Source organism: Pseudomonas sp. RL (genome assembly GCF_000647775.1).
Taxonomy (GTDB): Bacteria; Pseudomonadota; Gammaproteobacteria; order Pseudomonadales; family Pseudomonadaceae; genus Serpens; species Serpens flexibilis.
This window is the reverse complement of the sequence record NZ_JBOY01000049.1, coordinates 1-22,523: the sequence shown is the minus strand read 5'-3', so window position 1 is coordinate 22,523 and position 22,523 is coordinate 1. Positions and strand designations below refer to the sequence as shown.

18 protein-coding genes are annotated in these 22,523 nt (G+C 66.7%); 12 read left to right on the top strand and 6 right to left on the bottom strand.

All coding sequences use genetic code 11. The features are described from left to right. The 4 genes from AS93_RS0108920 to glgA all read right to left on the bottom strand — a co-directional run. A partial coding sequence (locus tag AS93_RS0108920) for an alpha-amylase family glycosyl hydrolase (RefSeq protein ID WP_027590298.1) occupies positions 1 to 619 on the bottom strand: 619 nt, incomplete at its 3' end. After that, the gene (gene malQ, locus AS93_RS0108915; RefSeq protein ID WP_027590297.1) at positions 616 to 2,694 is read right to left on the bottom strand and encodes a 4-alpha-glucanotransferase; all 2,079 of its coding nucleotides are present in this window, start codon (positions 2,692 to 2,694) and stop codon (positions 616 to 618) included. The genes AS93_RS0108920 and malQ, both read right to left, overlap by 4 nt. Beyond that, the gene (gene treZ, locus AS93_RS19025; protein ID WP_081798263.1) at positions 2,687 to 4,426 is read right to left on the bottom strand and encodes a malto-oligosyltrehalose trehalohydrolase; all 1,740 of its coding nucleotides are present in this window, start codon (positions 4,424 to 4,426) and stop codon (positions 2,687 to 2,689) included. Before treZ ends, malQ begins: the two co-directional genes overlap by 8 nt. Before the next feature lie 3 nt (positions 4,427 to 4,429). Continuing rightward, the gene (gene glgA, locus AS93_RS0108905; protein WP_175444361.1) at positions 4,430 to 5,899 is read right to left on the bottom strand and encodes a glycogen synthase GlgA; all 1,470 of its coding nucleotides are present in this window, start codon (positions 5,897 to 5,899) and stop codon (positions 4,430 to 4,432) included. 259 nt (positions 5,900 to 6,158) lie between these two features. Between glgA and AS93_RS0108900 the strand changes: the two genes are divergently transcribed. Continuing rightward, on the top strand, positions 6,159 to 6,647 hold the full coding sequence (locus AS93_RS0108900; protein WP_027590295.1) for a nicotinamide-nucleotide amidohydrolase family protein: 489 nt from the start codon (positions 6,159 to 6,161) through the stop codon (positions 6,645 to 6,647). A 6-nt stretch (positions 6,648 to 6,653) separates the two neighbouring features. Here the strand turns inward: AS93_RS0108900 and AS93_RS0108895 are convergent, their stop codons facing one another. Continuing rightward, a complete protein-coding gene (locus AS93_RS0108895) occupies positions 6,654 to 7,946 on the bottom strand; it encodes a hypothetical protein (protein WP_027590294.1) in 1,293 nt (430 codons plus the stop codon). Positions 7,947 to 8,637: 691 nt separating this feature from the next. Continuing rightward, the gene (locus AS93_RS0108890; RefSeq protein WP_027590293.1) at positions 8,638 to 9,669 is read right to left on the bottom strand and encodes a hemolysin family protein; all 1,032 of its coding nucleotides are present in this window, start codon (positions 9,667 to 9,669) and stop codon (positions 8,638 to 8,640) included. A 267-nt stretch (positions 9,670 to 9,936) separates the two neighbouring features. Between AS93_RS0108890 and AS93_RS0108885 the strand changes: the two genes are divergently transcribed. From AS93_RS0108885 to imuA, 11 genes are all read left to right on the top strand, one after another. Beyond that, positions 9,937 to 11,088: an outer membrane beta-barrel protein gene (locus AS93_RS0108885; protein WP_051587405.1), complete on the top strand. Its 1,152-nt coding sequence runs from the start codon at positions 9,937 to 9,939 to the stop codon at positions 11,086 to 11,088. A 20-nt stretch (positions 11,089 to 11,108) separates the two neighbouring features. Then, positions 11,109 to 11,645, top strand: coding sequence for a polysaccharide biosynthesis/export family protein (locus AS93_RS0108880; RefSeq protein ID WP_037008769.1), 537 nt, complete (start codon positions 11,109 to 11,111; stop codon positions 11,643 to 11,645). Continuing rightward, positions 11,645 to 13,858, top strand: a complete 2,214-nt coding sequence (locus tag AS93_RS0108875; protein WP_051587403.1) for a polysaccharide biosynthesis tyrosine autokinase — start codon at positions 11,645 to 11,647, stop codon at positions 13,856 to 13,858. Before AS93_RS0108880 ends, AS93_RS0108875 begins: the two co-directional genes overlap by 1 nt. Positions 13,859 to 14,007: 149 nt before the next feature. Beyond that, the gene (locus AS93_RS0108870) at positions 14,008 to 15,321 is read left to right on the top strand and encodes an undecaprenyl-phosphate glucose phosphotransferase (RefSeq protein WP_155956127.1); all 1,314 of its coding nucleotides are present in this window, start codon (positions 14,008 to 14,010) and stop codon (positions 15,319 to 15,321) included. Positions 15,322 to 15,346: 25 nt separating this feature from the next. Beyond that, positions 15,347 to 16,102, top strand: coding sequence for a WecB/TagA/CpsF family glycosyltransferase (locus AS93_RS19020; protein ID WP_256214725.1), 756 nt, complete (start codon positions 15,347 to 15,349; stop codon positions 16,100 to 16,102). Positions 16,103 to 16,112: 10 nt separating this feature from the next. Then, on the top strand, positions 16,113 to 17,120 hold the full coding sequence (locus tag AS93_RS0108860; RefSeq protein WP_256214724.1) for a glycosyltransferase: 1,008 nt from the start codon (positions 16,113 to 16,115) through the stop codon (positions 17,118 to 17,120). Continuing rightward, complete coding sequence (locus tag AS93_RS0108855) at positions 17,117 to 18,226, top strand: glycosyltransferase (protein ID WP_037008767.1); 1,110 nt, start codon at positions 17,117 to 17,119, stop codon at positions 18,224 to 18,226. The genes AS93_RS0108860 and AS93_RS0108855 overlap by 4 nt, the downstream gene beginning before the upstream one ends. Then, positions 18,223 to 19,512, top strand: coding sequence for an O-antigen ligase family protein (locus AS93_RS19015; RefSeq protein WP_051587402.1), 1,290 nt, complete (start codon positions 18,223 to 18,225; stop codon positions 19,510 to 19,512). Before AS93_RS0108855 ends, AS93_RS19015 begins: the two co-directional genes overlap by 4 nt. Further along, positions 19,509 to 20,435 (top strand): glycosyltransferase family 2 protein, encoded by a 927-nt coding sequence (locus tag AS93_RS0108845; RefSeq protein ID WP_027590286.1) that lies wholly within the window; start codon positions 19,509 to 19,511, stop codon positions 20,433 to 20,435. The genes AS93_RS19015 and AS93_RS0108845 overlap by 4 nt, the downstream gene beginning before the upstream one ends. Beyond that, positions 20,432 to 21,850, top strand: a complete 1,419-nt coding sequence (locus AS93_RS0108840) for an oligosaccharide flippase family protein (RefSeq protein ID WP_027590285.1) — start codon at positions 20,432 to 20,434, stop codon at positions 21,848 to 21,850. Before AS93_RS0108845 ends, AS93_RS0108840 begins: the two co-directional genes overlap by 4 nt. Before the next feature lie 87 nt (positions 21,851 to 21,937). Continuing rightward, a partial coding sequence (gene imuA, locus AS93_RS0108835) for a translesion DNA synthesis-associated protein ImuA (RefSeq protein ID WP_027590284.1) occupies positions 21,938 to 22,523 on the top strand: 586 nt, incomplete at its 3' end.

Genomic DNA, 22,523 nt, shown 5'->3' with positions numbered 1-22,523 from the left:
CCCGCTCGCCGCGTGGCAGGCTGGCGAAGCGCACCGCCAGCGCGCTCAGCCCAACATGGCCGGCATGGCGCAGGATACGGGCGCAGGACGCCGGCGCGAGGGGAAAACGGTGTTCATGGTGGGTGGCGTAGAACTGCCCGGTGTTCTCCTGGTAGCCAAGAACCAGCTCACCAGCGCGTAGCACCTCCGCATAGTCGCTGCGCAGGAAGGGCACCAGCAATTGGCCGCGCAGCAGCGGGTCGTGGGAGCGCCACTGGATATCGAAGAACTTGGCATAGGGGCTGGCTTCGCCCCATTCCAGCACGTCGAGCCACCAGGGATTGCCGTCGCCGCCGACCGCCATGTGGTTGGAGACGATGTCCAGGATCAGGCCCATGCCGTGCGCATGCAGCGCATCCACCAGCCGGCGCAGCGCGGCTTCGCCGCCCAGCTCCGGGCTGATGCGTGTCGGGTCCAGCACGTCGTAGCCATGCAGCGAACCGGGGCGCGCCGTGAACAGAGGCGAGGCATAGATATGGCTGATGCCCAGCGCGGCGAAGTAGGGCACCCGGCGCGCGGCGTCATCCAGGGTGAAGCCCCGGTGGAATTGCAGTCGCAGGGTGGCACGCGGCGCACTCATGGCTGCGTACCCGCCGCCTGTCGACTGCTGTCCAGAAGGCGTAGACGCGTGATCGCCTGCGGCTCGCGCAGCAGGCGGTCCACGCTGACCGGCCAGCGCCGGCGCCAGTTGGGGTGGCGATCGCCGGGGCCCGGCAGGTTGGGTTGCTCCGGATGCCCGAGGATGTCTTCCAGGGGAAGCAGCACCAGCGGGGCCGGCGTGAGGCCGAGAAACTCCACGCAAGCATCCAGCAAACGGGCCGGCCTTTGCTCATCCTCGCGCAACAGACCCTCGGCCTGCAGCGTCTCGGCGAGCGCCTGGCGGTCCTCCTCGCGCTGGGCAAGATCGTCCTGGGCACGGTGTTCGTCGATATGGCCACTGTCCAGACGCTGCTGGATGTCACGCCCTTCCAGCCAGCCGATGATGCTCGGCAGGTCGTGGGTCGTACTGGTTGCCAGGGCTTCGTCGGACCATTGCGCCAGCGGCCGGAAGCCCTTCTGATGCTGTTCGAAGTACAGCACGCGCATGCCCAGGATATTGCGCCGTGCCAGGTCCTCGCTGAAACCGGGCGGGACGGTGCCCAGGTCTTCACCAATGATCAGCGCCTGGTGACGGGTGGCTTCCAGGCAGAGCAGGCGCAGCAGATCGGTGCAGGGGTAGTCCAGGTAGGCACCGGCCTCGGGCGGTGCCCCCTGGGGAATCAGCCAGAGACGCTGCAGGCCCATGGCGTGGTCGATGCGCAGGCCACCGACATGCGCCAGGTTGGCGCGCAGCATCTCCAGGTAGGCGCGAAAGCCATGCTGGCGCAGGCCTTCCGGCGAAAAGGCGGTGATGCCCCAGTTCTGCCCGGCGCGGTTGATCAGGTCCGGCGGGGCGCCCACCGCCAGCGCGGGCAGGAACTCCGCCTGCCGCGACCAGGCCTGACTGCCGGTGGGCTCGGCGCCCACCGCCAGGTCGGCGATCAGACCGATGCGCATGCCGGCGCCGGTGGCGGCGTCCTGGGCACGCTTCAGGCAGCGGGCGATGAGCCACTGGCAGAAGGCGTGGAAGCGCACTTCTTCGGCGTGCTCCCGGGCGAAACGCTCCACCTCGACATGGCGGGGATCGTGCAGGGATTCCGGCCAGTCTCGCCAGTCGCCAGACTGGCCACGGGCCAGCTGGAAGGCGTGCAATGCCTCGAAGCGGCAGTGGTCGCGCAGCGCTTCGCCACCTGCCGAGCAGAAGCTGTCGAAGTCCGGGGTCAGCAGGTGTTCCTTGCCGCCGTCACCAAAGCTGCGGTAGAGCTGGTGCAGGATGCGCAGGCGAGCGGTGCCCGCCGCCGGCCAGTCGATCAGGTCCAGGGCCTCCAGGCGCTTGAACTCCTGCTCCAGGCCGCTGACCTTGAGCGCCTGGCTCTGGGCGTGCTCGCCCATGATGCAGCCGGGCGAGGCATGCAGGACATTGAAGAACAAGCGGCTGGACGGGGAGTAGGGGCTGTAGTGGTCGGGCAGGGCGCTGAACATGGCATGCACCGGGCTCAGTGCCATGGCGTCTGCGCCAGCCTGGGCCGCGCTGCGCACCAGGTGCTCCAGCGCCTCGGTATCGCCCACGCCCCCATCGCCCTGTCGGCGCAGGGCGTAGAGCTGCACGGCCAGCCCCCACAGATGCCGGTCCCGGCCACCCGACAGGGTGGCGACATCGGGGCAGGCGGGCGGGCAGACCGCGACCGTCAGTTGCTCGTTGCCGACTTCCAGATGGTGATAACCGGGCATGTGCCAGCCAGGCAGGCGGGCATGGGCGTCCAACCGACCTTCGTGGCGCTGGGAATCCTCTTCGATCAGGCGAAAGGGGCTGCCCGCCTTGAAGCGCCCGGTCAGGTCGAGGGGTTGTCCCTGCTCGACGGTCAGCAGCGGACCGTAGCAGCGGCTGCGGTGACGATCGCGGAGCGTGGCCAGGCTTTCCACGATCTGTTGCGAGGTCTGCGCCGGATACCCCATGGCCTCCAGCAGGGCCCGCTGGGCCTCGGGAGTGACGTGCTGGGTCTTCTTGGCAGCGTCCTGCCACTCGATGTTGAGTCCCACGGCTCGGGAAAGCTCGGCCAGACGCTTGTCACTCATGGGCATTCTCCAGGGTGGCCAGCAGACTGCAGGGCGGCAGCGACAGCGGCCGGAAAGCGTCGACAGCGCCGACGCGCAGGTCGAACAACGGCCGGGCGGCGGCGGGCAACGGAGCGGCCGTAGCCGGCCGCTCCCCCAGGTTGAAATCGATGCGCAACCGGCTGCCGTCGCCAAGCCGCCAGGTGGCGGTAAGCGCCTGGTCCTGCAGCACATGCACGCCCCCGGCACGACTGCCGCGCAGACGCGGAACCAGTTGTTGGTGGCGGATCTGCAGCAGCTGCCGGTAGAACTGCTGCCAATGCGCACAGGCCTCCCCCGGGCGCGAGTGCTCGAAGGTCTCGGCTGCATTGGGATCGGGCACCTGGACGCCGGCAAACGCGCTGAAGGCAGCGAATTCCCGCTGGCGACCCTCGCGGACCGCACGCCCCAGCTCGTTGTGGTAATCGGTAAAGAACAGGAAGGGCTCGCTGCAGCCGCGCTCCTCGCCCATGAACAGCAGCGGGATCATCGGGCAGAGCATCTGCAGCGCCACCGCGACTTCCAGAGCCTGCGGCGCGCACAGACTCACCAGCCTTTCGCCCAGGGCACGATTGCCGACCTGGTCATGGTTCTGCAGGAACAGCACGAACGACGTCGGTGGCAAGTGCCCGCTTGGCTGGCCGCGTCGGTGCCCACGGCGATCGGCTTCCCCCTGGAACACGAAGCCCTCGCCCAGACAACGGGCCAGCTTTTCCGTGGTCCCTTCGCAGAAGTCGGCGTAATAGCCCTCGCGTTCGCCCGTCAGCAGGGCATGCAGCACATTGTGGGCGTCGTCGTTCCACTGCGCGGTGTAGCCGCTTTCCAGCAGTTCGACGCTGTTACCCTCGTTTTCCACCACCAGATGAACTTCCCGCCCAGGCGGAACCGCATCCCGAACACGCCGGGCCAGCTCGATGAGGAAGTCCTGGTCGGGAATGGAATGCACGGCGTCCAGCCGCAGGCCATCCATCCGGTAATCCTGCACCCACATCAGTGCGTTCTCGATGAAGAAGTCGCGAACCTGCCGGCGGCGGAAATCGATGGCGGCACCCCAGGGGGTATGCTGGTCCTCACGGAAGAAAGCGCTGGCGTACTGGTGGAGGTAGTTGCCTTCGGGTCCGAAATGGTTGTAGACCACGTCGACAAATACCATCAGCCCCAGGCTGTGAGCCTGATCCACCAGGCGCTGCAGCGCTTCGGGCGATCCATAGCTGGTTTCAGGGGCGAAGGGCAGCACGCCGTCATAGCCCCAGTTGCGTGCGCCGGGAAACTCGCCCAGCGGCATCAGTTCGATGGCGGTAATGCCCAGGTCGGCCAGCGCGGGCAGGTGGCTCGCGACACCGGCGAAACCGCCCAGCAGGCCGGCATGCACTTCACAGAACACTGCCTCATGCCAGGGGCGCCCCTGCCAGTCGGTGGTCTGCCAGGGGAATGCGGCGAGATCGACGACCCGGCTGGGGCCGTCCACATCGCCCTGCTGGCCGCGTGAGGCCGGGTCGGGCACGCGCAGACGTTCATCAATCCAGTAGCGGTAGGTCGTGCCTGCCGGGCACCCCAGCTGGCCGGTGAACCAGCCCTGTGGCTCGCGACGCAGGGCGTGGCGGCTGCCATCGCCCAGTTCCACCTGAACCTGGGTGGCATCCGGTGCCCACAGGGAAAAACGCGCTGATCCGTCGTCCAGCAGACGGACCCCATGGTGCCTGGCATGCCACATGGTTCAGATCCGCGCCTCGACCGGCTCCGTCAGCAGGCTGCGATAGAGCTGGTCGTAGGGCCTGACCGACTCGGACCAGAACAACGGCGCCGCCATGGCCTGGGTGCGCATGGCGGCGAGCAGTTGCGGGTGGGCGTGCACCTGCAGGGCGCGTCGAATCGCCCCCAGGTAGCTGTCCGCGGTCTGCTCGACGAACAGGAAGCCGTTCACGCCGTCCTCGATGGTGTCGACCAATCCGCCGGTACGCCGTGCGATCGGCAGCGTGCCATAGCGTTGCGCATACATCTGACTGAGCCCGCAGGGCTCGTAGCGGGACGGCATGAGCAGGAAGTCGCTGCCCGCAAAGATGCGCCGAGCGTCCCGTTCGTCGAAGCCGATGCGCACGCCGATGCGCCCCGGGTGGCGGCGCGCCAGCGCGACCAGCGCCTGTTCCAGCGCTTCCTCGCCCCGGCCGAGCACCACCAGCCGCCCACCGGCCGCTACCAGCGTGTCGGCGATCTCCAGGGTGAGGTCGATGCCTTTCTGATGCACCAGCCGGGACACCACGGCGAACAGCGGTCCCCCGGCGTCGAGTCCATACAGTTTTTCCACGTAGCGCGTGTTCTCGGCACGGGCCAGCCAGTCGCTCGACGCGAAGGGCCGCGCCAGGAAGGGATCGTTGTCGGGTTGCCAGCTGGCGTCGATACCGTTGGGAATGCCGGTCAGCCGCCCAAGGCTTTCGCGTTCGCGCAGCACGCCCTCCAGGCCACAGCCGAACTCCGGGGTCGTGATCTCCAGCGCGTAGTTGCGACTGACCGTGGTGATGTGGCTGGCATACACCAGGCCGGCCTTGAGCGCGCACAGGCGACCGTAGTACTCCATGCCGTCCGTGCGGGCGACGGTGTCCGGCAGGCCCAGCTCCTTGTAGCAGGCCAGTTCGCACAGTCCCTGGTAGGCCAGGTTGTGCACGGTGAACACGCAGGGCGTGCGCAACCCCTGCCAGTGCATGTAGGCCGGGGCCAGCGCGGTCTGCCAATCATTGGCATGCACCAGTTCCGGAACCCAGTTCAGCTCGCCTGCGGCGATCTGCGCGGCGGCCAGCCCCAGGCGGGCGAAGCGGATGTGGTTGTCGTCCCAGTCGCGACCCCGGTCGTCGCCGTAGGGGGTGCCTTCGCGCTCGTAGAGCTCCGGGCAGATCACCGCGTACAGGGTCAGCCCATCGGGAAGGTCCATGCGGCCGATACGGCAGGGCGGCAGCGCGGCGTGGCCGGGCAGGGTGGCGATCACGCGCACCTCGTGGCCGCTGTTGAGCACTTGGGGATAGCCGGGCATCAGCACACGGATGTCGTGCAGGGCATGCAAGGCGCGAGGCAGTGAGGCGGAAACGTCACCCAGGCCACCGACCTTGATCAGGTCGGCGAACTCGGGGGTGACGAACAGAATTCGTTTTGTAGTGGTCTGGAGACTTTCGACGCTGAGTCGCGGACGATCCATCGTCGCGCCGTGCACATTCGAATCGGCTAGGTGAGCGGTTACCGCTGCATTCCCCATCGTTTTTCCTCCCGGTGTCAGGCCAAGGCGCACAAAAGCCACACGCGGCAAGTGCGCTAAAGAACTGTAGTTCTCTGATCCCCATCCATAAGGCTGACCGACCGGTCGCAGGTTAGTTTCGCGCCTCCTACCAGCGGTTCTCGTGAACTGGCGCGGCTTGCCGGTATCCCATGGCTACGGGAGCACGCCGCCGGAGGGCACCATGCAAACCCTGGAGGACGTGGTGGAGTTTCTGACTCGCCACCAGCTCATGCTGACCACTGCCGAATCCTGTACCGCCGGGTTGATGAGCGGACTACTTGCCGACGTCGCGGGCTGCGGCAAGGTGCTGGAAAGCGGCTACGTGACGTACACCGTGGGAGCCAAGCACGCCATGCTGGGGGTCAGTCTGCAGACCATTCAGACCTATGGTCTGACCAGTGAGGAGGTCGCACGGGAGATGGCCGTCGGCGCGCTGCGCGCCAGTGCCGCGACCATCGCGCTGGCCAACACCGGCCTGGCCGAGGCCGATGGCCCCATGGACGGCGTGGTCTGTTTCGCCTGCGCCATGGGCATCGAGGGCAACATCAAGGTGATCAGCGAAACGGTGAAATTCGACGGCGAACGCAATGCGGTGCGCCGCGCGGCCGCGCGGCACGGCCTGCTGCACCTGCCGGACTACCACCAGCGCCTGCGCAAGGCGGGGGCCTGACGTCTTTCAGCGCTTGAGCTTGAGGCCTTTCACCGAGTGCGCCCGCTGCTCGTCCAGGGTGTTGTAGTAGACGTTCTGGGTGGTGCTGAGGCTGTTGTGGCGAAGATCTGCCTGCAGGTCCTTCATGTCCCGGTGGGGCGCGTCGAAGGTTGCGGCCGTGTGGCGCAGCCAATGCAGCGAGGCCGAGCGCAGCTGGTCGATTTCATCCTCGCTCCAGCCCTCCTCGGCCATGCGCGCGAGGGCGCGATCGAACACCTCCTGGAGCAACAGCCGTACATGGCGGTCGGAAAGGCCGGCTCGCCCCCTGAGGGTGCCGATCAGAGGCGTGGTTTCGTGGGGCGAGGGCAGCGGTGGCAGCTGCAGGTGCCGTCGGTAGCGCACCAGGTAGGTGTCGATGTACTCGTCCCGGACGCTGATCCTGGCCGCCTTGTTGCCTTTGCCCACCACATGAAACCACCAGTTGTCCCGGCTGTCGCGACGAAGGTCGCCCATGGTCGGCGACCAGCCATCCCTGCCCACCAGGTCGGACACCCGCAGATACATGGAAAACAGCGTGGCCACGATGAACAGGGTGCGCTCATGCACGGGGTCCTGCGCCGCCATCTGCTCGGCAGTCTCCAGCACGTAGCTCCACTGCAACGGAGTGAGCGAGCGCGAGGCGACGTTGAGGGTATTGCGCTGCTTGTAGACGGACTTCTGTTTCACCGCGCGGAACGGATTCACCTCAGTGAGGCCTTCGTCGATGGCGTGCTGGAAGAAGCTGCCGCACACGGCGAACACCTGCGCCACCGAGCCCTGCGCCATGCGATAGGGCCGAGGGGGCAGGGGAGTCAGCGATTCCTCGGCGACCTTGCGCTCGCGCTTGGCGATACTCAGGCTGAAGGGGCGCCAGTGCTCGTTCAGAAGATAGGTATCGGTGTCCTGCTTCTTGCGGCCGCCTACCCGCAGGAAGCGCGACTTGACCACCGGACCGACCCAGTCGGCAGGGGGATTGAGGCAGAACTCCATGAACGCTTCGGCATCGCGGCGGCGCAGCTCCAGCAGCGGTTTGTGCGCCACCAGCAGCGACCAGAGCAGCAACCGCTCGACGTGGGTCCGGTAGGAATTGAACGTGGCCTCGTTGCCCGCATAGGACTTCAGGAACCCCCGAGCCGCACAGTAGCCTTCGACAGCCTGACGTTCCGCGGGGAAGCCCAGGAGAAACTCGCGAACCACCGGCAGCTCGCCGCTCAGGTGCAGGAAATTAAGTTCATGGAAGCGATCGAAGGTCTCGAACAAGGGTTGCGGGGAGTACGCCACGGCGGATCATTCCTGGGGAACTACGGGGGTGCCGCGCAGTATATGCAATATCCGGGTCTGGCTGTTATCGGATATTGAAGATGGGTAAAGGGCCGCCCCCACGCCCTGAAATCTTGAGCCGCCACGACGTACGCGTGCTGCCTGCGTTTCGTACGCGTGCTGCCTGCGTTCGATTAATCCTTCCCCTAAGGCAGTACAGCCAATACGTCGCGTAACCAATTGATTTTATTGAATCTTGATTGAGACCTGTACGTCAGCATCCAAGGCGCCAGGCCAGGTGCGGCGTATCCGGTTGAACGCTGGGAACCGCGCTAGCAGGCAGACAGAATACGAACACGGAGCGCTGGCCCAGCCGCCGGAGAAGCACTTCGGATCACAAGAACTCCGGTCGGCTGTTTGCCGAAAGCCGAAACGCGAAAGCACTGTGACGGCGACGTTCGCCCGAGACGGAAACCTCAGCGCTCGGCGTGATTACGCATCTTAAGTGTGGTCAGCAGCGGGTCGCCGATCCGAGTGCACATATCGGATCGGCCTGGCTTTCATCGTTACGAATCTTCATCGCAGCCAAAGAAGCAGCAACCCTGGGCCGGCAAGCGTTCACCCGGGCCCCCAGCTTTCTTCACGCCTGAACTACCCATAATGCACGTTATGTTAAATATTGATACACGTGCCTTTGCGTGTACGACACCCATCAGTCCTGACGCCCCTGGATCGACTTGACCCGATGCTCCCAGCGACGCTTGGCAAAACGGCGCATGTTGGGAATGTCGTCAGTCTCGTCGAGGATCGGCTTGCCGATGATGGTTTCGAGGATGTCCTCCAGCGTCACCAGCCCCTGCCAACCGCCGAACTCGTCGTACACCAGGCACATGTGCTGCTGCTCGCGCATCAGCTCGGTCATCAGGCTCTCGACGTTCATGGTTTCCTGCACGATCTTGAGCGGTTTCATGATCTCGCTCACCGGTCGCTCATCGTCGGCAGCCTTCAGGGCGTCGTAACGGAACACCACTCCCAGCGGGCTTTCGTGCTCGTCGATCACCGGGTAGCGGGAAAACTGGCTTTCCTCGACACGCTGCTTAAGCTCGCGAATCGACTCATCCGGCGTGACGGATTCGCAGACCGTGCGCGGGGTCATGATGTCGCGCAGACGAATCTCGTGCAGGTCGAGAATGTTGCGGATCACCCGCTGCTCATCCTCGTCGAGCTTGCCGACCTCCCTTCCCAGCATCGCGAGGGCCTTGATCTCCTGGCGAACATCCAGCTCCGGCTCCTTGCCGCCGAACAGCCGCATGATGGCATCAGACATCCAGATGAAGGGCTTGAGCAGCAGGATCATGCCACCCAGCAGCACCGGCAGCATGGGCGCCAGACGTGGCCAGTAACGGGCACCGATGGTCTTGGGCAGGATTTCCGACAGCACCAGGATCAGCAGTGTCATGACGGCCGAGGCAACGCCCAGGTAGCCGTCGCCGAACACCACCACGACCTGCGCCCCCACCCCGGTGGCGCCCACGGTGTGAGCCACGGTGTTCAGCGTCAGGATGGCGGCCAGCGGCTGGTCGATCTTGTCCTTGAGGGCCTTCAGCCGTGCATACAGCTTCGGCCGCGTGAGTCGTTGCTGGGCAATGTAGCTGGGGGTCAGAGAAAGCAGCGCCGCCTCCAGGATGGAGCACAGGAACGAGACCAGGATGGAAAGAACGGCGAAGGCGATGAGCAGGGTCATGAAGGGCAGTGTTGTTCAGGGAGGACACCACTGTAGCGGAGCCGCCCGTGGTCCGGACGAAAGGGCTTGCAACATTTCATGTCGCCACCGCTCCGTCTGTCGTCCCCCTCGAAACGAAGCGGCAGCCTGACGGTCAGGGATTGCGTTGCCTGTCGTCATGCAGTTCAGCGGCAAATCGCTCGTTCTCAGGGATCCGACGGACAACCTGGGCGGTAGCGCACCGTCCCGGAAAGAGCCCGGATGCCATACCCAGCAAGGATACGCTTCATGAACCGGCTTACGACCGCCTGCCTACTGACGCCCGCGCTACTCGCCGCGCCGGCCTGTGCCCTCGACCCGCAGCCTGTGAACATCCAGGGGCTGCAGTTCTATCCCTCGCTGCTGCTTGGCGAGCGGTACGACGACAACTACCGCGAAGCGGCCTACGCAGCGCCCAGTTCCTGGATCACCACGCTGGAGCCGCGCCTGCGGCTGGTTGCCGAGGACCGCAACAGCGCCTACCGCCTGACGTACGCGGGCGCACAGCAGACCTATCACGACGACAGCTCCGCCAGCCATCTGGACCACCGCCTGCTGCTCGAAGGCATCCTGGAGTTCACCGCTCGCCACCGGCTGACCCTGAAGGCCGGCTACAGCCGCCTGGAGGAAACCGCCTCCACCGCCATCCCCGGCGTGAATGACGAGTACAGCCTGCGGACCTTCGGCGCCACCTATCGTTTCGGCGCCGAAACGGCGCGCAACAACCTGGAATTCGCCGCCAACCACGAGCGCTTGCGCTTCCACGATGACAGCCTGGTCAATGCCGGCGAGGAGCGCGACGCCAGTCGCCTGGGCGTCACCTGGTTCCACCGCATCGGCGGCACCCGCGCGCTGATCGAGACCCGCTACGAGGATTTCGACTACGTGCGGCCCGACAGTCCGCTGAACAGCCACAACCTGGCGCTGCTGACCGGTGCCGTGTGGGAAGCCACCGCCCGAACCAGCGGCCGCGTCCGCGCCGGCTACCAGCGCAAGGAATATGACGACGACAGTCGCGACGGTCTGGAAAGTCCCATGTGGGAAGTCGGCCTGGACTGGAAGCCCCGCACCTACTCCACGTTCAGCCTGACCACCCGCCAGGCCTACGACGAGGGCGACGACGGCGCGGACGCCATCAAGCACACCCGCGCCCGCCTCGACTGGCGCCACGAATGGTCTGGTCGATTCAGTACAACCGTCACGCTGGGCGCGGCGCGCCTGCGCTACCAGGGCCTGGACCGCGAGGACGACCTGAGCAGCGCCGGCCTGACGCTGAGCTATCAACCGCGGCGCTGGCTGGAACTGGCCCTGGGCTACAGCCATTGGGACAACGATTCCACCGTGGATCGCGAACGCTTCCAGCGCAACCTGTACACCCTCACGGCCACCGGCAGCCTGTAAACCCTATGGAGCCCGCCCCGATGTCGAGAGTCCTGCTAGCGATCCTGCTCACCCTGTTGTTCATTCCCCCGGGCATCGCCCAGGTCGAGCAAGGCAGCAGTTACCGGCTGGCCTCGGGCGACATCATCCGCATCAGCGTGTTCGGCGAGCCCGACCTCAGCTTCGAGGAAATTCGCCTCAACGATGCGGGCACCTTCTCCTACCCCTTCGTGGGCGAAGTGCATGCCGGCGGGCGAACCGCGGGACAGATCGAACAGCAACTGAGCGAGCGCCTGCGCGACGGCTACCTGGTCAATCCGCGGGTGACGGTCAGCGTGGTCGCCTACCGGGAGTTCTACATCAGCGGCGAAGTACAGAAGCCCGGGGGCTACCCCTACCAGCCGGGCCTGACCCTGAACCGCGCCATCGCCCTGGCCGGCGGCCTGACCGAGCGCGCCTCGCTCAAGCGGGTCACCATCGTGCGAGGCGACGGCGACCGACGGGAGCGTGAACGCCCTGCCCTGGACACGCCGATCCTGCCCGGCGACACCATCACCATCGCTCAGGGGTTCTTCTGATGAACACGCTCCCGCCCTATGATGCTGCGCGCCTGCCCTCGCCCGCCCTCGGCCCCGGTGAAGACGAGGACACCCTGGACCTGATGAAGCTGTGGAACATCCTGTGGCGCGCCAAGTGGATGATCGTCGGCCTGATCCTGGTGGCTTGCGTCGCCACCCTGCTCGTCCTGCAATGGGTCACACCCCAGTACAAGGCCACTGCCACCCTGGTGATTGCCGACCGCAACCCGCAGGTGCTGGCCTTTCAACAGCTCTTCGAACCTGGCGTGAACACCAGCGAGTACCTGCAGACCCAGCTGGGCCTGCTGCACTCGCGGGCACTGGCCGAACGGGTGGTAAAAGAGCTCGACCTGACTCGGCACCCGCTGTTTGCACCGGAAGCGCCCAGCGAGCCCTGGATCGATTGGCGCGCCTGGCTGCCCGACTGGCTGATGCCCGAAGAGCCGGAGCAGCCGGACGAAGCGGCACGGGTCCGCGAGGTGGTTCGGGCCCTCGGCCCGGCGATCAGCGCCCACTATGTCGGCAAGAGCCAGCTGATCGCGGTGAACGTCGAGCTGCCGGACCCGCAGCTGGCGGCGAACGCCGCCAACGCGCTGGCCGATGGATTCATCACCAGCCAGCTGGACAGCAACATGACGCGCTCGCTGTCCGCCGCCGACTGGATGAACAAGCGGCTGCTGGAACTGCAGGAGAACCTGCGCGCGGCAGAGAACCGGCTGCAGGGCTACCGCGAAGCTGAAGGGTTGGTCGACCTGGACGGCGTGTCCACCATCAGTGCCAACGAGCTGACCCTGACCGGCAGCAAGATGATCGATGCCCGCCGCGAACGCGCCGAGGCGCAGAGCCAGTACCGCCAGGTGCAGGCGCTCAACGGCGACCTGGAGCGCCTGGCCAGTGTGCCGGCGGTGCTTGGCCATCCACTGATCCAGCAGTTCAAGGCCGAACGCGCGCGTGCCCAGGCCAAGGTGGATGAGCTATCGCGGCGCTACGGCCCCAAGCACCCGGCGATGATCGCCGCCCACACCGAACTGAATGCCGCGACTGCCAGCCTGCACACCCAGGTACAGCAGGTGGTGGCCGGCATCGAGCGCAACTATCAGCTGGCCGAGGCCAACGAGCAGTCCCTGCGCCAGTCCTTCGATCTCAACAAGACCCAGATCCAGGACATTTCCCGCAAGGAATTTCGCCTGCGCGAGCTGCAGCGCGAGGTGGACAGCAACCGGGTGCTGTACGAAACCTTCCTGGCGCGCCTCAAGGAGACCGCCGCCACCTCGGACATCAACTCCGCCAACGCCCAGGTGGTGGACCGCGCCATGGTGCCGATCCAGCCCAGCAAGCCGCAGAAAGGCCTGATCCTGGGGATCGCCGCGCTGGCCGCCGGGGTGCTGGGCATGGGCCTGGCCTTCCTGCGCGAGGCGCTAGACGACACCTTCCGTACCAGCGAGGACGTCGAGGCGCGGATCAACGTGCCGCTGCTGGGCGTGGTGCCGCTGGTGACACGCAAGAGCCGCAACCGGCTCGCCCACCTGTTCCGTCTCAACGAAGACAAGCGCTTCTGCGAGGCCATCCGTACCCTGCGCACCGGCCTGGTGCTGTCGGACATCGACCGCCCCCGGCAGATCGTGCTGGTCACCTCGACCCTGGCCAACGAAGGCAAGAGTACCGTGGCGGTGAACCTGGCCTTCTCCATGTCGCACATCGAGCGGGTGCTGCTCATCGAGGCCGACCTGCGCAACCCGACCCTGGCGCGCAGCTTCACCCTGCCCGAGAAGGGCCCCGGCCTGGCTGACCTGATCGCCGGCCATGGCCGGCTCGAGGACTGCGTGCGCACCGTGGGCAAGCTGGCCATGCTGCCGGCCGGCAGCGTACCGTCCAATCCCCAGGAGCTGCTGTCATCCCCGCGCCTGGCGCGCATCCTCAATGCGCTCACTTCCCGCTACCAGCGCATCATCATCGACTCGCCGCCCAGCCAGGTGGTCAGTGATGCGCTGTTGCTGGCCAAGCTGAGCAACGCGCTGATCTACGTGATTCATGCGGAAAGCACGCCGATTCCGCTGGTGCAGAAAGGCATCGGCCGCCTGCTGCGCAACAAGGCCCCGGTGATCGGCGTGGTGCTCAACCAGTACGACCTGGCCAAGGCGGGGCGCTACGGCAAGCCCTACGAAAGCTACGGCTACCTGTCTGCCCCCTTGTCACAGGCATCGCGCGGCTGATGGCCATGCAAGAGTGTCATTCGACTGCCCGTCCGATCACCCGGCCCGGCATGGATACCCCGCATCCCCTGCCCCTGGATATCGGCCAGCCCGGCGTGCCGGTCGTTAACCGACGCGGGCTGACGTTCTGGAGCCAGTGGACAACCGCCATGCTGGTACTGCAGTTGCTGCTCTGGCAACTCACCGAGGTGCACGCCGGGAAATTCTCCGAGGAATATCGGCTGCTGGGCGCCCTCACCCTCCTCGGTTCGCCGTACTGCTACAGCCTGCTGCAGGTCTACCACAAACGACACGACCTGCCGCAGGGCCTTGGCAGGCTCATGGTCGCCTGGCTGCTGCTGACCGGCGGGCTGCTGGCGCTGCTCGAGCTGGTTGGCCAGCTTGACGACTTCTCCGCAGCCTTCCTGCGCGACTGGCTGATCCTTGGCCTGTTCATCCAGATGTCCAGCCAGGCCCTGCTGTATGGCGTTTTTCGCCGCGTGACCCGCCGCCTGCGCCGCGAGCGGCGCGCCGTGATCATCGGCAGCGGCCCGGCGGCCCAGGCGCTGGCCGACCAGTTGCGCAACCGGCAGGTCACCCTGCGCGGGCTGGTGGCCTGCGATGCAAGCGATTCGCCGCTGTCTGGTCTGCGCCTGCTGGGCACCCTGGACGAGCTGGCCGAGATCATCGAGCGGGAAGGCATTCGCCGCGTCTACCTAGCCTTGCCCCGGGAACTACAGGGGCGTCTCGAAGGGCTGTATGGGGAATTGCTGAACCTGCCGGTGGATGTGATCTGGGTGCCGGATCTGGCACACCTGCCACTGCTCAATCCGTCCTATTCGGCTATCGGCCCGCTGCCGGCGCTGTATCTCAACGAAACCCTGATGAGCTCCCAACCGGCCGCCAGCCTGGCCAAGACCGTGGTTGAACGGTGCCTGGCGGCCCTGGCCCTGGTGCTCCTCGCCCCACTGCTGTTGCTCATCACCGTGGCCGTGAAACTGTCCTCTCCGGGCCCCGTCCTTTTCCGCCAGCAGCGTCACGGCTGGAACGGCCGGATCATCGAAATCTGGAAGTTCCGCACCATGTACCAGCATCAGGACGATCAGGTGCGCCAGGCCAGCCGGCATGATCCGCGGGTGACCCCGGTCGGGCGGCTGCTGCGGCGCAGCTCGCTGGACGAGCTGCCGCAACTGTTCAACGTGCTGCGCGGCGACATGGCCCTGGTGGGGCCGCGTCCGCATGCCGTGCTGCACAACCTCTACTACAGCGAACGCATCCAGGCGTACATGGCCCGGCACCGCATCAAGCCGGGCATCACCGGGCTCGCCCAGGTCAACGGCCACCGTGGCGAAACCGAGACACTGGAGAAGATGCAGCAGCGGGTCGCAGCGGATCTGGCCTACATCAACCGGTGGTCGTTCTGGCTGGACCTGAAGATTCTCTGCAAGACGCCCTTCACCCTGCTTTCCCGGGACATCTACTGAGCATGGAAACGCTTGGAGGTCGCATATGCCGATGATCCGCGTAGCGGTCATGGAGAACTTCTCGGAGCAATTGCTGAACAGCGACCAGGCGTTCTCCTTCCTCAACTTCGCCTCGATTGGCCGCCTCTTCCAGGACGCCAGCCAGGATCCCCGGGAAAGCCTGCACTATTTCTGCGACGGCATGCTGATGTCGAACTTCCTGTCGCGGCTGACCGGCCAGCACATCAGCCGGGTAAGCTTCGATTTCACCTCCATCGCACCGGTGGTGTTCCTGCATGCCGAGCAGCACCGCAAGCGGGTGTTCCTGCTGGGCGCCACCCCACGGGAGCTGAGCAGCTTCATCCGCAAGATGAAGGCGCGCTATCCGCAATTGATCATCGCCGGGCGCGAACACGGCTACTTCCGCCGCGACGAGACCGGCAAGGTGGTGCAGGCGGTGCTCGACAGCCGTTGCGACATTCTCATCGTCGGGCTGGGCGCCGGGCGCCAGGAGGATTTCATCCGCCAGGTCAAGCGCCGGGGGTTCGCCGGCGTGGCCTTTTCCTGCGGCGCCTTCATCCGCCAGGAAGCCATGGCCCAGGGCGCCTACTACCCGTCGCTGATCAACCGCCTCAACCTGCGGGCCCTGTACCGGATGTACCGGGAGCCGCACACCATCCTGCGTTACCTGCTGATCTACCCGGCCAACTTCCTGCGGCTGAATTACCTGCTGGTGCGCCGGCGGCTGGAAATTCACATCACCCCGGCTCGCAAGAACAATGCGCATCCTGTTCATTCATAAGGACTTTCCCTTGGACGGGGGCGTCGAGCAGGTGCACCTCCGGCTGGCGGCGCAGTTTGCCCGCGATGGCCATGAGGTCGGCTTTTTCGTGATCAACGGCGACCCCGTGCCCGACTGGCCGGCCTTTGCCGGCACGGGCAGCGTGTCCGGCTCCTGGTTGCGCCTGCGCCATCTGATCCGCCAGGGCGTCACCCACCTGATCGCCGCCAAGGAGCAGGCCAACCTTTGCGCCTGGTTGGCATCGCTGGGCACCGACTGCCAGGTGATCTACAGCCGCCACGCCACGTTGGAGTGCACCGGCCAGCGCCTCTCACCGCGCCTGCTGGGCTGGCTCTATTCCCTGTACCTGCTCGGCGGCGGGCGCGCGGTGGCGGTGTCCGAGCCGCTCGCACAGACACTGTCGCGGCGCCTGCTGTGGCGGCGGGAGCGTCTGCACACCTGCCCGAATGCGGTGATCGGCGACGAGCTGCAGGAACTGGCCGACCAGCCGCCGCCCTGCCCCCTGCCGGAACGCTACCTGCTGGCGGTGGGCCGGCTGGCGCCGGAGAAGGGCTTCGATGTACTGCTCGAGGCCTATGCCCTGGCCAGCCGGCAGGCGTCACTGCCGGCGCTGGTCATCGTGGGCACGGGCCCCGAGAAGGACGCTCTGCAAGCCCAGGCGGTACAACTGAGCATCGCCGCGCACGTTCATTTCACCGGTTTCCTGGGCAATCCGTACCCGCTGTTTCGCGCGGCCCGGCTGTTCGTGCTCAGCTCCCGCCACGAAGGCATGCCCACCGCGCTGATCGAAGCCCTGGCCCTCGGCGTACCGGTGGTGGCCACTGATTGCGAAACCGGCCCCCGTGAGCTGCTGGATCAGGGGCGCCTGGGCATGCTGGTGCGTCCGGATGATCCTCGGGCGCTGGCTGCGGGACTGCTGCGTGCGCTTGGCGTCAGATCGGCTGCGGCGGATGCCTCCATTCTTCGCTTTCACGGCCGCCAGGCTGCCCAGGCCTTCTACCAGGTGTGGAACCAGTGAGCCGGCGCATCCTGTTCATCCTGCACAACCTGCACGGCGGCGGCGCCGAGAAGATGCTCGCCCGGCTGGCGAGCAGCCTGTGCGAGGACTACCGAGTGACGGTGCTGACGCTGACCGAGGGCGGCATTCACGAGGCGCTGCTGGCGCCCGGTGTGCGCCGGGTGTGCCTGGACAGTCCGCGCACCGCCCGTGCACTGCCGGCCCTGGCGCGCTTCCTGCGCCGCGAGCGCTACGATGCCATGCTCGCCGCACTGACCCATGTGAACGTGCTGGCCATCGGCGCCGCCCTGCTATCCGGCACGCTGGCGCGCCTGCATGTCAGCGAGCGCAATGCCTTCTCCCGGGATCGTTCTGTCAATCCCGCCCGCAGCGTGCGCGCCGCCTACGCCCTGGCGCCCTGGCTGTATCGGCTGATTCCCAATCCGGTGATCTGCGTGTCGCACGGCGTGGCGCAGGATCTGCTTCGCCATCCGGCGTTGCGCCCGCGTGATCTGGTCACCGCCGACAACCCGGTGCTGGACGACGACTACCTGATCCACCCGCTGCCCAACCCGCGTCATCCGTGGCTGCGCCACAAAGCGGGGCGCGTGCTGGTGGCCGTGGGTCGCCTGGCGCCGCAGAAGGGGTTCGACATTCTTCTCGACGCCCTGACGCGCCTGCCGGAAGACGTGCGCCTGGTGATTTTCGGCGAAGGCCCGCAGCGCGCAGCGCTGGAGCAGCAGGCCCGCCGGCTGGGCCTCGCCGGGCGCCTCGACCTGCCCGGCTACTGCGTCGACCCGCAGGCAGAGATCGCCGCCGCCGACTGCTTCGTGCTCGCGTCCCGCTTCGAGGGCAGTCCCAACGCCCTGGTGGAGGCCCTGGCGACCGGCGTGCCCGTGGTGGCCACGGACTGCCCCTACGGGCCGGAGGAGATCCTGGATCGGGGACTCGTCGCGCCCCTGGTCCCCGTGGAGGATGCCAAGACCCTGGCGCGCACGGTGGCGCAGGTTCTGGCCAGCAACCCCGAGGCGGAGCGCAGCCTCCGGCAACAGGCCGCGGCCCGTTTCACCCGCAGTGCGGCAGCGCGCAGCTATCTGCGGGTGCTGCTGCCGGAGGACCAGGCATGAAGACCCTCGAGGTGCGCTACTCCAGCCTGCGTTTCGCCTTTCTCATGTTCGGGCTGCTGTTCTACCTGAAGGCGTTCGACTTCCTGATCGCCCTGGTGATCGGGCGACGCGGCCTGAGCATGGACCGGGAGCTGGAAGGCAATCCGGTCAACCAGATCTGCGGATTGATCACCCTGCTGGTGCCGGCCTGGCTGTTCATCCGCCAGCGGATCTTTCAGCGCCGAAGCGTCTACCGGGACAATCTGGTGCTGCTGCTGTTCCTCGGCTGCCTGCTGCTCTCGGTGTTCTGGTCCTACGAACCGGGGCTGAGTTTCCGGCGCTTCGTGGCGCTGCTGGGCGTGGTGTTCTTCGCCGGCTTCGCCGTCTACAACTACCCCCTGGAACGCCTGGCGCTGCTCATCGGCTGCACCATCGGCTTCCTGTCCTTGCTCGGCCTGGCGTTCGCCCTGGTTTCCCCCGAGCTGGTGTTCTACAGCGACGGCGCGCGGGCCGGAGCCTTTCGCGGCGTGTTCGGCGAGAAGAATGCCGCCGCACGCATCAACGCCGTCGCCATCCTGCTGCTGCTGCCGGCCATCCGCCGGCGCAACCGTTGGGCGCTGCTCGCCGGCTTCTTCGCCCTGGTGGCCATCGCCCTCGGACGCTCGGCAACCGGCCTGGTACTGGTCTGCGCCGGCGTGGCCAGCTACTGGTACTTCCTGACGCTGATCCGCCTGCGCCTGCATCGTTCGCGCTCGGTACTGGTGACCAGCACCCTGGTCTACCTGCTGATCTGCCTGACGCTGTATGCCAATTACCATATCTTCCTCGACCTGCTCGGCCGCGACAGCTCGCTGACCGATCGCACGCAGATCTGGGCGCTGCTGGCCCCATCCATCGAGGAAGAGCTGCTGCGCGGCTACGGCTTCGGCGCCTTCTGGGCCAGCTCGGCGGCGGATTTCTTCCTGCGCCGCTGGGGCTATATCGGCAATGCCCATAGCGGCTATCTGGAAACCCTGCTCAATGGCGGACTGGTTCATCTGGTCGCGCTGGCGCTGCTGTTCGCCGCCACCCTGTACAAGCATTTCAACGCCCTGCAGCAGCGCAGCGCGGTGGCCCAGCACGCCAGCGCGCTGGTCATCATCGGCGTGTTCATCCTTTCCAACTACGTGGCGTATGTGGTGCCCAACCACCGCACCGGGGAGTTCCTGGTGTTTTGTGTGCTGGCCCTGTCCCTGCGCCCCGCCCGGGCCGCAGCGACAAGCCGCGCCGGCGTGGAATCCGGTATCTACGGAAGGCCTTCGGCATGAACGACTACTCGGTGTGCGTGATCATCCCCCTCTACAACGCCGACGACACCATCGACCAGGCGCTGGACTCCCTGGCAGCCCAGACCCGGCGGCCGGACCGGGTCATCGTGGTGGACGACGGCTCCACCGACGCTGGCCCGGAGCGGGTGGAGCGCTATCGCGCTCCCTTTCCGCTCACCCTGATCCGCCAGACGAACCAGGGCCCGGCCGCGGCGCGCAATCGCGGCATTTTCCAAGCCAGTGATCACCTGCTGGCCTTCCTGGACGCCGATGACTACTGGTTGCCCACCAAACTGGAAAAACAGCTGGAATGCTTCAAACGACTCAGCGCGGCGGGCCGGCGTATCGGTCTGGTCGATTGCTTCGGCATGAACCTGTTCGCCGATGGCCGGCAGATCCCTTTCGCCTGGTGCAAGGCCGGCTGGCATTTCCGCGATTTCCAGCAGCGCAACGTCATCAACTGTCCCTCCTCGGTGCTGATGGAGCGTGAGCTGGCCACTCGCTTCGGCGGCTTCGACGCGCGCCTCCGCTTCGCCGAGGACCGCTGGCTGTGGACCCAGGTGGCCGAGCGGGCGGAAATCCATACGGTGCAGGAGGTGCTCTATCACCGCCTGGTCGGTCCCGACAACATCACCGCCCAGCCAGAGCGCCACTACCCGCACAAGTTGCGCTTCGTCGAGCTCTACCTGGAACATTACGGCGCGCAGATGAGCCCACGCGAGCGCACGGATTTCATTCTCGCCAACCAGACGGAATTTCTCGAAGCCTTCTCGCGCCTGGGACAACAGCACCGGGTCATTCAGGTGTTCGAACAGATGCTGCGCATTTCCTGGCGCGCTCTGCTGACCGCGCATGGCAAGCCCGCACTGCGCTACGCCTATGCCCGCGCAACCCGCTGGCGCATGCCGGAACGTGCACGGTGATCCGGGAACGCCTGGCTCGCCTGGCCTGGATCTTCTCGGAGAAATTCGGGCTGATCCTGTTGTCCATGCTGTCCTTCTTCGTCTTCGCCCACCTGCTGACCCCGGAGGAATTGGGCGTCGGCGTGCTGATCATCGTCATCGTCGAGCTGGTGGGCATTCTGTTCAGCGCGTTGATCGAGGACCCGCTGGTGCGGCAGCAACAGCTCTCGCACCGCCAGCGCGCCACGGCCTTCTGGGCCTGCGTGGCGGCCGGGCTGGGTTCGCTGGGGGTGATCGGTCTGGGCGGCCTGATGGTCAGCGACGACCCCGCCGTGCGCGCCATGGTGCTGGTGGCGGCATCCAAGGTGCTGGCGACCCTGATGGCACGCATCTACGTGGCGGAGATGCGCCGCAGCGGCAACTTCCGCCTGCTCGCCTCGCGCACCCTGCTGGGCAAGGTGCTCGGCGCCTTGGGCGGCATCCTGGTTGCGCTGCGGGGCGGCGGGGCCTGGGCGTTGATCGTGCAGGCGCTGATCATGGAGCTGGTGTCCCTGCTGATGCTGATGCGCAACGATCCGCGCCGCCTGCCGCTGGCGTTTGATCGGCCCTGGCTGGCCGGCGTGCTGGTGGCCGGCCTGCCCATCGCGATCAATACCCTGTGCGGGCAACTGCTGCAGCGCGGGGCCAGCGTGGTGCTGGGACTCACCGTGGGCGTGCAGGCGGTGGGCCAGTTCAATTTCGCCCTGCGCATCATCGAACTGCCGCGCACGGCGCTTTACAACGGGCTGGCCAGTTATGCGCTGCCGGCGTTCGCCCGGCGCGCCGAGCAGCCGGCACGCCTGTGGTCGCTGTTCGGCGCCGTAAGTAGCCTGACCGGCTTCCTGCTCACGCCCTGCTATATCGGCCTGGCGCTCACCGCCGAGGATCTGGTGCTGCTGGTGTTCGGCGCCCAGTGGCTGGCCGCCGTACCGACCCTGCAGGTACTGGCGGTGATGGCGGCGCTGGCCAATACCGCCCTGCATGCGCAGAGCCTGCTGGTGGCAGTGAGCCGCATCCAGACCGTGGTGCGCGCCGAAGTCGTCACTACCCTGCTGGCGCTGGCCCTGCTCGGCCTGCTCGGTGAACCGCTGGGCGCCCTGGCTGGCGGGCTGGCCATGCTGGCGCGCACCCTGCTGATCGTGCCGATCCATGTCGCCGCGCTGCGCCGCAGCATCGGTTTCGGCGCAGCCGACTGGCTGCAGGGCAACTACCGCAGCCTGCTCGCCACCCTGCTGATGAGCCTCGCCGTGCTGTATTTCTCGGCCCACAGCACCCTGGGCGGCTACACCCACTGGCTGGCGGACATCTGCGTCGGCACCCTGGCCTACGCCCTCGCCTATTCGCTGCTGCACCCGCGCTGGTGGCCGGACTTCAAAGGGATGCTGGCGATGCGCTGACGGGTTCGACATCTATCGCCCTCGACTTGACCGGCGCCGGGCACTGACCGAATACTGTACTCATATACAGTATTCGAGTGATCGCGCATGTCATCCGTAGTCGCCCTCGACCGCCTGCTCGATACGCGCCGTGTCTGGCGCGGTCAGGCCGTCGTCCCGCCTTCCGCCAGCCAGCCGACCGGACATGCCGCGCTGGACGCCGCCCTGCCCGGCGGCGGCTGGCCGGATGCCGCGCTGAGCGAGATCCTCAGCGCGGCCATCGGCATCGGCGAGCTGCGCCTGCTGTGGCCGACCCTGGCGCGCCTCACCGCATCCGCCGAGCGGGTCGTGCTGGTCGATCCGCCCCATATCCCCTATCCGCACGCCTGGCTGGCCGCCGGCGTCGACCTGCGCCACCTGAGCATCGTGCGGGCAACTGGCCGCGACGCCTTATGGGCCGCCGAGCAGTGCCTGCGTTCGGGCTGCTGCGGTGCCGTGCTGTGCTGGCCGAAACAGGCCGACGACCGCGCCCTGCGGCGCCTGCAGGTCGCCGCCGAAACCGGCCAGACCCTGGCCTTCGCCTACCGTCCGCTGCAGGAAGCCGCCAATCCCTCACCCGCCGCCCTGCGCCTGGCGGTGGACGCCCGCGAGGTGCGCGTCCTCAAGTGTCGCGGCGGCCTGGCCCCGGCCCGGC